Origin of the sequence: Streptococcus mitis (assembly GCF_000722705.1) — a bacterium.
Classification (GTDB): domain Bacteria; phylum Bacillota; class Bacilli; order Lactobacillales; family Streptococcaceae; genus Streptococcus; species Streptococcus mitis_P.
Genome location: NZ_JPFW01000007.1, coordinates 20,478 through 32,446 on the forward strand (window position 1 = coordinate 20,478; position 11,969 = coordinate 32,446).

Genomic DNA, 11,969 nt, shown 5'->3' on the forward strand with positions numbered 1-11,969 from the left:
TCTATCATAAAATATTCCAAAATGGAATCGTTTTCTGATAGGCCTTGGGGAAATCTTGTTTTAAGATTTGGCTTATGCGATAGGAAGGGATGAGATGTCCTAGGATTAGGAGAGTTCCCTGAAGGAAAAGTGGGATACCGCTTAAAAACAGCAAGGAGAGAATGATCAGACTATCCCAGAGGAGGATTTGTAAGGCAAAACGCCAGAATCTTGCTCTAATCTGGGAATAGAGTTGACTAAAGTGATCACAAAGTTGGTTGGAAAGATAGGTCAATAGCACAGGATGAAAGAAAATGAGCCATCCGCTATAAATCAAAATCCAATCCCACGTAAGTCCCTCTTTAAATGTCAAAAATGCCAGCATGATTCCATCGATGATAAGGAGTTGAATGGTTTTGATGGAGATGATGTTTTTCATGCTAAAACCTCCTTTTCTTTAGAGGCACTCCCACAAAGAAATATGTTTGTCGTAAAAGTCAGTATAGTTTTCTCTTAGGTAGTCAGTCGTCCTATAATATAAAGTAGAATGACAAGCAGTGACGATTGGTATAAGAGTGAAAAATCGCTGAGAACTAGTGAAGGCTAAAAGGACAAAAAATAGAAAATCAATGGTGAGCACCCCTAAATAGTAGAAGCGAATCATTTTATTGATTTGAGGATAAATCTCAGCGAATTGATGTTTGAGTCGGACAAGCAAGCGAAATAGCAGGAGTAGCTGAGCAAGGAGGAAAATAAAACCAGTGAGCAAGAGCCAGTCCAAAGCTGTCTCGGGTCTAGTACTAAAAAATGCAAGTAGTAGCAAATCGATGACTGCAATTGCTGTAAAATGGATTCTAAAGAGTTTTTTCATGACAAAACCTCCCTCTTCTATCTAGCTTCATTCTACTCCAAAAGAATGGAAGTTACAAGTAAAATGATAAAAAATTTTAGTAAGGAGATTCTATTAGATTTCTTTATTTGAGTTCCCTCCTATTGTTCCACCTCTTCATCATTCCAGACAAATAAAGCTCCGATTGCATTGAGGATATAAAAGATGTATTTTCCGATATTGGCGAAGTTTCCTTGAATGCCAGCCTTTGTCAGCTGAACGAAATTGTAAATCAACCAAAAGCCCCATTGAGTTGTTAGTTTCAATGCGTTCAAAGCATTGGCAATGAGGGACAGTGCGAAGGCAATAGTTGTTACGTAAGCAAGGAGATTCATCTTGCCCCCATAGCCGATATAGTTGCTCACAAAGGCAAAGAGGAAGGCGATAATTGAAATGATGATAGCCGCCAATTTTAGATGTTTTTGGCTCATTTGGTTGGGTCTGCCTTCTTGCGAAACTTCCCATTTCTTAATAGCAAAGGTATAAATGAGGAAGGTGACGGGATAGGTGATGATGGCCGCCTTATTTCCAAGGATATAATCAATGGTGCCAGACAAAATGGTATTAATAATACCAAAGTAATTTCCCCATTTGCTTAATTTTCCCGTGAAACGAGTGGACAACATGGAAATCCCAACATTGGTTACGGAAATCAATCCAAAGGGTACAAGAGCTGTCCATGGTCCCCAGTCTACAAATTTATCGAGGCGTGAGTTGAGGTAACCAGATGCAATCGCAATCCCAACGACCAAAGCAACCCCGAAGAGGTCAAACCATTTGGATGTCGCAAAAATTTTTAGTGATTTTTTCATATGTTAAAATATCTTTCTTCTTTTTTACAAATATTCTACAACTAAATGAAAGTAAAATCAAATGATAGAAATAAAACCCTGAAAATAAAACTTTCAGGGTTGGTGGGGGACTTGAGAAATTAGTTGATTTTCTCGACATAGAGTTGTTTGGCAATGTCCATACTAACTTGTAAATCCTCGTCTTTACTGAGGATAGTGAAGGTATTGCTGAAGCCATCAAACTGCTGGACTTGGAGCGGATCACCGATGTGAAGTGAGTGCTTATCCAAATAACTGAGAATGTCAAAACTATCGTGCACCCGAGTCAGGCGGTAGGCGCCAGCTTCCTTGATGTCAGCTAGTGGCAAGTTATTGATTTCAACTAGGAGTTCTCCCTTGGCAGGAATAGTTCCTCCGTGAGGGCAGGTTTTGGGGAATCCTAGTAGTTTATCCAGTCTTTCCACGAAGAGGTCAGAGACAGTGTGTTCCAAGACTTCAGCTTCCTCGTGAATCTGGTCACTCGTATAGTCTAAATGATGAACTAGAAAAACTTCAATCAAGCGGTGTTTACGATAGAGCTCAGAGACCAGTCTGAGGCCGAGGTCAGTCAGTAGATAGCCACATTCCTTGTCTTTGAGGATGAGATTTTCACTTTTCATCCGTTTAATCATTTCAGTTACGGCAGGGGGAGAGACTTGCATGCGTGTAGCAATTTCTTTGTTGGTGATTTTATGCAGGTTTATGCCGATTTCATAAATACATTTTAGATAATCTTCTTTATTCGGGGTCATTCGCTTCCTCTTGTCTAATATCTTTATCTAGTATATCAAAAAAAGCTAGATTTCTCTAGCTGTGACTTTTTATGTTATACTTATTGCAAGAGAAAAAACGAGGAGATGAATATGACAAAAATAGCTCTTCTTTCAGATATTCATGGAAATACCACCGCCTTGGAGGCTGTTTTGGCAGATGCTCGGCAGCTAGGAGTAGATGAATACTGGCTTTTGGGAGATATTCTCATGCCAGGAACAGGGCGTAGAAGGATTTTGGACTTGTTGGATCAACTACCGATTACGGCTAGAGTTTTGGGAAACTGGGAAGACAGTCTGTGGCATGGTGTCCGTAAGGAATTGGATAGTACTCGTCCCAGCCAACGCTATCTCTTGCGCCAGTGCCAGTATGTTTTAGAGGAAATTTCCCTAGAAGAAATTGAACTGCTCCACAATCAACCTCTCCAGATTCATCGTCAGTTTGGGGATTTGACGGTGGGAATTAGCCATCATTTGCCTGATAAGAACTGGGGGCGAGAGTTGATTCATACTGGGGCGCAAGAGGATTTTGACCGCTTGGTGACCAATCCCGCTTGTGATATTGCTGTTTATGGCCATATTCACCAGCAGTTACTTCGTTACGGGACTGGTGGGCAATTGATTGTCAATCCAGGTTCGATTGGGCAACCTTTCTTTTTGGATGCCCAGTTGCGGAAGGACTTGCGGGCCCAGTATATGATTTTGGAGTTTGATGACCAGGGCTTGGTAGATATGGACTTCCGACGGGTGGACTACGATGTGGCAGCTGAATTGCAGCTAGCTAAAAATCTGAAACTCCCTTATTTTGAGGTTTATTATGAAAGTCTGGTCAATGGTATCCACCATACTCATCATCAGGAATTTCTGAGAGAATTGGCCCAGAAAGAGGGCTATGATAGGGAATTAGATGCTTGGTTGAAAAGTGGTAACGATTGACATTACAACTAAAAAGGTTATAATAAAAGAAAAAGAAGAGTAGAGGCAGGCTAGCCTCGTAAAAAGGAGAAGAGGATGCAAATTCCAAGTAGATTTACCATTGCGACTCATATGCTGATTATTATCGCTCTCAAGGGGAAGGAAAGCAAGGTGACCAGTGACTTTCTGGCTGCTAGTGTCGGGGTTAATCCTGTCATTATCAGAAAAACCTTGTCCCAGTTGAAGAAGGCAGAGCTGATTTCAGTAGCGCGTGGAACGGGCGGAACAGAGATTGTCAAAGATCTCAAAGATATTAGTCTTTTAGATGTTTATCAGGCGGTCGAATGCCTAGGTAAGACAGGTCAACTTTTTAGTTTCCATGACAATCCAAATCCAAATTGCCCAGTCGGAGCTCATATTCATGAGGTTTTGGATCAAAAATTGGAGAGAATCCAGCTGGCTATGGAGGCTGAACTTGGTCAGACCAGTCTAGAACAAGTCGTGACTGATGCAGAGAGTCGGATGAAGGATTGATTTCTTCTTTAAACAAAACAAAAAAGCTTATGAGAAGGTTTTTGCCTTTTCATAAGCTTTTTTATCTATTTTTCCAGGCTTGGTAACGGGTATCAACCAATAATTGGGTAAGGCGTCCCATGGTTTCCCTTTCTTCTGGAGTGAGGGATTGCGCTTGGACAAAGAGATGATGAATGTGTTCAATAGCCTTAAAGGAAGACAGGTCATTGATGGAGCTAATCCCAGCATCTAGAATGGTGCCAAAGAAGAGGTCGAAGTAGAGCTGGAGTTCCTCGTCAGGGACTGTGGCCATCCATTCCTTGAAGGTTGTGTCTACTTGTTGGCTATCACTGTTGGTCTTATCCAGTTGGACGAAGTGTCTATCCTCAATCTGCCAACTAAAGGTATCGTGCTGAGCGATGCCACCCAAGGCAGTGCTATGAACGATGATTTGGTGGGCAGGAATTTCCAGCATCCTACCGATAATGGAACCTTGTGGAATGAAGACCTTGGTTCTATCCATTATCCTTTGATAACCTTCGGTCTGTGTCAATTCTTGATGGAGACCAGGCGCATCAAAAGTATAGACTTCTGTAATCTGATTTTGCAAGCTTTGCTCAATTTGGCTAGCAGCATAAATGGCTAGATTTCCTCCCTTGGAATGCCCAGCTAGAATGACTTTTTTCCTAGGGTGGTGGACAAAAAAGTTCTCTAAATAGCATAGGGCGTGCTTTTGAGCAGGAATTTCCTTCATATAGGTCATGTGGAAATCTTCCTTCCAGCCAATGATACTGTCATCAGTCCCACGAAAGACAATCAGATAGGTATCGAGAGTGAGGAGGTAGGTCATAGCCGCAAACTGCTTTTGCAGTTCAGGGTCGATTTCGTTGATAAAATGGGAGAGTTTGCAATTTTTGAAGCGTTTGTGTTGAGCTAGTTCATCTAATAGCTGGAGGAGATTTTTGCTGGTCAGCATGTTAGGCTCTCTTGGAACCTGAGGTGCCAGGTCTAAAAGTCGCTGAAGACTTGTTGATACCAGATTATCAAAGGGTAAGTAAGTAGTTTCTGTTAAGGCTAGAATGTCTAATTCATTTAAAGGTAGGTCGTAAAAGGAATCGTATGCGACATCTTTCAGATAGTCAAAAATATTGGCCATAGGTGCTCCTTTCTTTTTATTTATCTTATCAAATTTCCCTTAAATTAGCTACTAGGGTTGCCTCACTTTGTTGGCTAAAAACAAGCTATTTCAAATTCAGTTTCAGACCTTCTAGCCTGGAAAAATCTGTTATAATAATAGAAAAGGAGGAGCGCATGCACAAGATTTTACTAGTAGAAGATGATCAGGTTATTCGTCAACAGGTCGGGAAAATGCTCTCTGAATGGGGATTTGAAGTGGTCTTGGTAGAAGACTTTATGGAAGTTTTGAGTCTTTTTGTCCAGTCGGAACCTCATCTGGTCCTCATGGATATTGGCTTGCCCTTGTTTAATGGCTATCACTGGTGCCAGGAGATTCGCAAGATTTCCAAGGTGCCGATTATGTTTCTGTCTTCCAGAGACCAGGCTATGGATATTGTTATGGCGATTAATATGGGGGCGGATGACTTTGTGACCAAACCTTTTGACCAGCAGGTTCTTTTAGCTAAGGTTCAGGGTTTGTTGCGCCGTTCATATGAGTTTGGGCGTGATGAGAGTTTACTGGAATATGCTGGTGTGATCCTCAATACAAAATCCATGGATTTACATTATCAAGGGCAAGTGTTGAACTTGACCAAGAACGAATTCCAGATTTTACGCGTTTTGTTTGAGCATGCAGGCAATATCGTAGCGCGTGATGACTTGATGCGGGAACTTTGGAACAGTGACTTTTTCATTGATGACAATACCCTCTCTGTCAATGTGGCTCGTTTGCGTAAAAAATTGGAAGAGCAGGGCTTGGTAGGATTTATCGAGACCAAGAAAGGGATAGGGTACGGACTGAAGCATGCTTGATTGGAAACAATTTTTTCTAGCCTATCTGCGCTCTCGTAGTCGTCTGTTTGTCTATCTGCTTGCTTTAGCGTTTCTAGTTTTGCTCTTTCAGTTTTTATTTGCTAGTTTAGGAATTTACTTTCTCTACTTTTTCCTCTTGTGTTGCTTTGTAACCATCTTATTTTTCACTTGGGACATATTGGTGGAAATGCAGGTCTATCGTCAGGAAATTCTCTATGGGGAGAGGGAAGCCAAGTCTCCTTTGGAAAGAGCTTTGGCAGAAAAATTAGAAGCGCGTGAGATGGAACTCTACCAGCAGAGGTCAGATGCAGAAAGAAAACTGACGGATTTGCTGGATTACTATACCTTGTGGGTTCATCAGATTAAGACTCCCATTGCAGCTAGTCAACTCTTAGTTGCAGAAGTAGCCAATCGCCAACTGAAGCAGCAGCTAGAACAGGAAATTTTCAAGATAGACTCCTATACTAATCTAGTCTTGCAGTACCTGCGTTTAGAAAGTTTCCATGATGATTTGGTCTTAAAGCAGGTTCAAATTGAGGACTTGGTCAAGGAAATACTGCGTAAATACGCTCTATTCTTTATTCAAAAAGGCTTAAGTGTCAATCTGCATGACCTTGATAAAGAAATTGTGACGGATAAAAAGTGGCTGCTAGTGGTCATTGAACAAATCATCTCTAACAGTCTCAAGTACACTAAGGAAGGTGGTCTGGAGATTTATATGGACGGGCAAGAGCTTTGTATCAAGGATACGGGAATCGGGATAAAAAACAGTGATGTCCTCCGAGTCTTTGAACGTGGTTTCTCAGGATATAATGGACGCCTAACCCAGCAGTCATCTGGACTTGGCCTCTACCTATCTAAGAAAATTTCTGAAGAACTGGGGCACCAGATTCGCATCGAGTCTGAGGTCGGAAAAGGAACGATAGTGCGGATTCAGTTTGCTCAAGTGAACCTAGTCCTTGAGTGAGCAGAGACAATGAGTTTTTACCCAATCTCTTTTTGCTATATTTCAGGATATCTGAAGACGTTTTTTTACAAAACCAATAATAGTATTTTTAATACGGATATAGTATAAATACTGCTTCAAAGTGAAGTTTTATAGATTTTATACTTTTGTTGAGTATAAAATCTATAAACTAAGGTGGAATTACAAAAATTAATTTGAGATGAAGTGAATTGTAGTCTTGGGAAATATCTCCTATTCGATTTCAGAATGAATCGCTGATACAGGATTAAAAGAACTGCGGTTTTCTTTTGTTTTGAATGAGATGGGTGCATATATATTTGTGTAACTGATATAGAACTGCTTCCAAGAATTTATACGTATTGTAGGTATTTCATACAATAACCTTAGTTGCTAGGAATCCAATTTTAACGGAATTGATAGATACCATTTGTCAGAAATTCAATGTATTCTATGTCGATATTGTGGGGAAAGGGATGATAAAGTTAGCTCTTATATATAAAGTACTCATAAACTAAAAAAGTAACTGTCCAAGATTTTCAGTTACTTTTTTAGTTGGATACAGCAAAGCGGTAAATATAAGGTAATAATTATAATGATTTCCAGTAAAGCCATCATGAATTTTTTACTGGAATATTTATGTGAAATCTCCTTGAACAAAACATCGCTTAACTTAATTATATGGTATAATTTAATTACATTTTATCACATAGGAAAGTTTATTTTGCAGTTGTCCCATATTTGCTAAAGGAGGTGTACTATGTTAAAGAAATTCGGAGAGACATATAAGGTATTTAGAGAATCAAGAAAAATTTCTCTTAGAGATATAGAAAACAAAGGGATATCACGTTCACAGTTATCTCGATTTGAAAAAGGAGAGACAGATCTGACTATTACAAAATTTCTGATAGCACTTGAACAAATAAATGTCCCTATTGAAGAATTCATGTATGCAACTAATGATTTTAAAAGAGATCGTTTCTACCAAACAATAGATGAAGTTAAACAATGTTTCCTTAATCGAAATGTGGCAAAATTACATAAATTATTGATTAAACGTATAGAAAATAATAATTCATCTCTTTTTTCTGAGATGGAAATAGTTTTTTTAAAAATCAAACTTCAAGAATTATCAAAAGAAGACTGTTTCAATGACACGGATATAAAAAGAATAACTGATTATTTGTTCGGTGTGGATTATTGGGGTGTGTTTGAAATTTTGTTATTTGGAAATATCATGTATATTTTTAATCATGCTACTTTTCTACTATTATCAAAAGAGATGTTGCATAGAACAGAGTTTTATCACGATATACCAAGCTATAGAAGAGTGATTGCTAGTATGGTTCTAAATGCACTTATTATTTGTATTGAAAGAGATCATCTTGTGGATGCAAAATACTTTGAGAAAAAAATTTCTCAGTTTTATTTTGATGAATCTGAGATTTATGAACGGTTAATTTTTAAATATGCATGTGCTTTTTACGAATTTAAGAAAAATCAGACAACACAGTCAATATTAAAAATGAGAAAAATAATTGGTTTTATGCGTGTAGCAGAATGTGAAAAACTTGCTAACCGATACGATGAGCATTTAAGAAAAATATTAGAGTCATATTTAAATAATGGTATATAGTGCAGATGTGGGACGAAAAATAATTGAATTTATAAAGTGATATACTGTCTTTACAAAAAGATATTGAATTAATGATGTTAATTTTATTGATAAATCAGGAATTTTTCTAACTTGTAGTTCAGTACAGTTATCTCTTTTTACAACATATCTAGGTGCAGTTCAGCCTTGTTCTCTTTATAATAGAAGTATTGAAAATATTCATTTTACATCTATCAAAGAAACATGGGATAGACCTATATTTTACAAAATAGCAAATTATATTTTGAATGATAGTAAAAACGGCAGTACTTGTGTGATTTACAATTATTGCACTCAATGTCCGAGTATCGCACTATCTGAAATAGGGAATAGTAGAGATTGTTCTGCGATATGTAAAAAAACGCATTAGCAAGGAGTATTGTATATGCTACCATATCTTAAAACTATTAGATGGTATCTCTTCTTTAATTTTCTTTTTGGTGTAGTATCGAATATCTGCACAGCTTTGTTACCGTATTTCACGCAGGCATTAATCAAAGGGGATTATCAAGTAGCTCTATATGGTTACTCTATGTCAGTGGCAGGCTATTTGAGTTGTAACTATATCCAAATGATACTTGATTGGAAGCAGGGGATTATCTTTTCGACTACTTTGAAAAATGAGTGGTTTCGTTCACTTCTGGGACTCAGTCACCACGATTTCAAGCAGAAAACAGTAGCAGAGTATATTTCCTATCAATCTAATGACCTAGATTCGTTGGAAAAGGATTACCTTCCTCCATTGATGAGTTTTATCAAACAAATTTTACGTATCATCATTTACGCTTTCATTATTAGCAGAACAATTAATCCTATTGTATCACTGATTTTAATCTTTTCCACTGGAATTAGTATTCAAATTCCTAAAATCGTTGGGAAGTTGACCGCTAATCGTAGACAGGTTTACTTGAAAAAACAAGGAGATTACTATCGAACTTTGGAGGATTTGCTCATGGGACATCATTTGGTAAATAAACTAACTATGTCGCATTTTTTGAATCAACAAAAGAGTTCTCTAAAGAATTTGCAGGATAAGTATTTTAAGTATGGTTTGACAAAAATTACAGGCATCTTATTGACAGGTGTTTCTTTTGAATTCATTAGTCTTGTTCTGTTTATTTATTTAGCCTACTCTCTATCTCACCAGCAACTCGGTATTCCTGAGGTGGTGGCGAGTTTTGGATATATTAATGCTTTTTCTGAACCAATACAGGAAATCCTTTATGATTTACAAATGTTAGAGTCCGTAAAGCCTGTAATCAAGAGTTTTCAAAACATTGTTGGGAGACCCGTTTCAGTTCAAGCACCTCAACATTCTTTTGATACGATTACTTTGAAAAACATTTCCAAACAACTGGGAGAATCAAAATTGATAATTACTTCCGCTACGATTCAAAAAGGAGATAAAATTGCGCTTATTGGTAAGAATGGGGCTGGAAAAAGTAGTCTTCTCAACATTTTAAATGGAACAGATGAAGATTTTGAAGGACAAATTGTGCTAGATGGGCTTGTTTTGGACCATCTTTGGGGAAGATTCGGTATGATTCTGCAACAAGAACATACATTTATTTCGAGTTATGAAAATAATGTAACGCTATTCAATAGTTTCAATGAAAAATTCAGAGAAGAAGATTTTGAAAAAATTCCACCACAATCCCTGTCAGGTGGTCAGCAACAACGAATGTATTTAAATCGTGAGAAAAATCGTAAAAATCCATTGCTTATCCTAGACGAACCTTTCTCTGCCTTGGATACTAATCAGTTTAAAATGGAATTGGAAAGAGTTCTGGAACTACCAAGTGCCGTCATTGTTACTTTACATCGCCAAAACGAATTATTAAGTAAGTTTGACCAAGTTTGGGAAATTAAGAATGGAGAACTTGTAATTTTGAAATAGCTAAATTATAAAGAATAAAACGCATAGTATCAGGAGTTCAGAGGAGATACCGGTTTTTCTTTTTCTAATAAGGAATCTAAAATTTCTTGCTTCATCTATCTATTCAATTGATAGATTTCGTCAGAGAAAGACTGTAAAATTTTTGATATAATGTTAAGAATGGACTGACGGATACTTAAAGGATAATTTTCAAAAGAATAACAGGTGAGAAGAAAAATATGTAAGATTGGACAGAAGTCTCTCTACCATCATCCATGCAGAAGCAAGATTATATGAAATAAAAGGAGTAACCAATGACCGGAAACTATTCAACACGTGAATACCGTGAGAAATTATATGATGATCTTCATGTTCGATTAAGAGATACAGTGATTTTGATGTGTGCGATTTTTATTGCCTCTATCGGCCTAAATATGAATTCAACAGCTGTCATTATTGGAGCCATGCTGATTTCCCCTCTTATGACACCGATTGTTGGACTGGGGTTTGGTTTAGCTATTTTTGATACGCGTTTAATCAAGCAATCTCTAGAGGTTTTATTTACTCAAGTATTGGTCAGCTTGCTTGTCTCGGCTCTGTATTTCTGGATTTCTCCCTTATCTTATGCAAGTAGCGAATTGATTGCACGAACCTCTCCAACCATTTGGGATGTTCTCATTGCTATTGCTGGTGGGATAGCAGGTTTCATTGGTTCAAGGAAAAAAGAAGCAAACAATATCGTACCAGGAGTAGCCATTGCAACAGCTCTGATGCCACCTATCTGCACTGCAGGTTACGGTTTAGCTAATGGAAATGTACGATTTTTATTTGGAGCTCTCTATCTTTTCTTGATCAACTGTGTTTTTATCATGCTAACAAACATTGTTGGAACAAGAATTTTGATGAGAAAATCTCCCTTAAGTTCATTTAAAGAGTTAAATATTAAAATGAGAATTGGCTTGATATCCTTGATTGTATTATTGATTCTTCCAGCCAGCTATTCAGCAGTCACTCTGACGATAGATCAAGCGCGAAAAGAAGGAATCAAACAGTTTGTAGGAAAAGAGTTCGCCAATCATACGGTCATCAATCAAGTCTACAAGTCAAGGAACAATGAATTGGTCTTGACGGTTGTTGGAGATCCGATTTCAGAAGAAGAATTAGAAACGCTCCACCAAAAACAAGCCTCTTACGGTATTCAATCTGTTCAATTGAAAGTCAATCAAGTTCATAATTCGACAAAATTAGACGGTGAGACGACCAAGGAATTTTATGAAACCATTAACAAGTATATCGATCAAAAACTCTCTGAAAAGGATTCACAAAAAGATCTCGTAAAAGAAAATGAAGCAGACAAGGAATGAGGATATTGACCTTATCTAACTCATGAAAGCAAATTTTGTGTGGTAGTTTGGTCAATCACTACTAGCTCGGATTAAATAATACTCTTCGAAAATCTCTTCAAACCACATCAGCGTCGCCTTACCGTACTCAAGTACAGCTTGCGGCTAGCTTCCTAGTTTGCTTTTTGATTTTCATTGAGTAAAAATATAAAAAGCAACAGCTGAAATAGTTGTTGCTTTTTAGGTA

General features: G+C 37.7%; 13 protein-coding genes and 2 pseudogenes. 8 read left to right on the forward strand and 7 right to left on the reverse strand.

The annotated features are described in order from the left end of the window. Positions 1-4: 4 nt before the first annotated feature. The 5 genes from SK642_RS09915 to SK642_RS02885 all read right to left on the reverse strand — a co-directional run bounded on the left by SK642_RS09915 (position 5) and on the right by SK642_RS02885 (position 2,450). Entirely contained in the window at positions 5-418 is a 414-nt protein-coding gene (locus SK642_RS09915) for a hypothetical protein (protein WP_080708915.1), read from the reverse strand. Between the two features lie 18 nt (positions 419-436). Further along, a complete protein-coding gene (locus SK642_RS02870; protein ID WP_033683290.1) occupies positions 437-850 on the reverse strand; it encodes a hypothetical protein in 414 nt (137 codons plus the stop codon). Positions 851-969: 119 nt separating this feature from the next. After that, the gene (locus tag SK642_RS02875) at positions 970-1,680 is read right to left on the reverse strand and encodes a nicotinamide mononucleotide transporter (RefSeq protein ID WP_200872270.1); all 711 of its coding nucleotides are present in this window, start codon (positions 1,678-1,680) and stop codon (positions 970-972) included. Beyond that, complete coding sequence (locus tag SK642_RS11130; protein WP_033683291.1) at positions 1,637-1,819, reverse strand: hypothetical protein; 183 nt, start codon at positions 1,817-1,819, stop codon at positions 1,637-1,639. Before SK642_RS11130 ends, SK642_RS02875 begins: the two co-directional genes overlap by 44 nt. Further along, positions 1,800-2,450, reverse strand: a complete 651-nt coding sequence (locus tag SK642_RS02885; RefSeq protein WP_033683292.1) for a metal-dependent transcriptional regulator — start codon at positions 2,448-2,450, stop codon at positions 1,800-1,802. The genes SK642_RS11130 and SK642_RS02885 overlap by 20 nt, the downstream gene beginning before the upstream one ends. Before the next feature lie 111 nt (positions 2,451-2,561). On the opposite strand from SK642_RS02885, the gene SK642_RS02890 reads away from it, so the two are divergent. Both SK642_RS02890 and SK642_RS02895 read left to right on the forward strand, forming a co-directional pair. Beyond that, positions 2,562-3,404, forward strand: coding sequence for a metallophosphoesterase family protein (locus SK642_RS02890; RefSeq protein WP_033683293.1), 843 nt, complete (start codon positions 2,562-2,564; stop codon positions 3,402-3,404). A 75-nt stretch (positions 3,405-3,479) separates the two neighbouring features. Next, the gene (locus SK642_RS02895; RefSeq protein WP_033683294.1) at positions 3,480-3,917 is read left to right on the forward strand and encodes an Rrf2 family transcriptional regulator; all 438 of its coding nucleotides are present in this window, start codon (positions 3,480-3,482) and stop codon (positions 3,915-3,917) included. A gap of 61 nt (positions 3,918-3,978) precedes the next feature. On the opposite strand, the gene SK642_RS02900 is transcribed toward SK642_RS02895, so the two are convergent. Then, complete coding sequence (locus SK642_RS02900) at positions 3,979-5,052, reverse strand: DUF2974 domain-containing protein (protein ID WP_033683295.1); 1,074 nt, start codon at positions 5,050-5,052, stop codon at positions 3,979-3,981. A gap of 155 nt (positions 5,053-5,207) precedes the next feature. Between SK642_RS02900 and SK642_RS02905 the strand changes: the two genes are divergently transcribed. Further along, a complete protein-coding gene (locus SK642_RS02905) occupies positions 5,208-5,885 on the forward strand; it encodes a response regulator transcription factor (protein ID WP_000548991.1) in 678 nt (225 codons plus the stop codon). Next, positions 5,878-6,852 (forward strand): sensor histidine kinase, encoded by a 975-nt coding sequence (locus tag SK642_RS02910; RefSeq protein WP_033683296.1) that lies wholly within the window; start codon positions 5,878-5,880, stop codon positions 6,850-6,852. The genes SK642_RS02905 and SK642_RS02910 overlap by 8 nt, the downstream gene beginning before the upstream one ends. A 231-nt stretch (positions 6,853-7,083) precedes the next feature. On the opposite strand, the pseudogene SK642_RS11185 reads toward SK642_RS02910, so the two are convergent. Further along, positions 7,084-7,202 (reverse strand): annotated as a pseudogene (locus SK642_RS11185) (integrase); the annotation flags it as partial. Positions 7,203-7,204: 2 nt separating this feature from the next. Here SK642_RS11185 and SK642_RS10880 point away from each other — a divergent pair. From SK642_RS10880 to SK642_RS02925, 4 genes and pseudogenes are all read left to right on the forward strand, one after another. Beyond that, positions 7,205-7,322: pseudogene (locus SK642_RS10880) on the forward strand (XRE family transcriptional regulator); the annotation flags it as partial. A 287-nt stretch (positions 7,323-7,609) separates the two neighbouring features. Beyond that, entirely contained in the window at positions 7,610-8,485 is an 876-nt protein-coding gene (locus tag SK642_RS02915; RefSeq protein WP_033683297.1) for an Rgg/GadR/MutR family transcriptional regulator, read from the forward strand. 403 nt (positions 8,486-8,888) lie between these two features. After that, positions 8,889-10,400, forward strand: a complete 1,512-nt coding sequence (locus SK642_RS02920; RefSeq protein WP_033683298.1) for an ATP-binding cassette domain-containing protein — start codon at positions 8,889-8,891, stop codon at positions 10,398-10,400. Between the two features lie 293 nt (positions 10,401-10,693). After that, a complete protein-coding gene (locus tag SK642_RS02925) occupies positions 10,694-11,743 on the forward strand; it encodes a DUF389 domain-containing protein (protein WP_033683299.1) in 1,050 nt (349 codons plus the stop codon). The last annotated feature ends 226 nt before the right edge of the window (positions 11,744-11,969 follow it).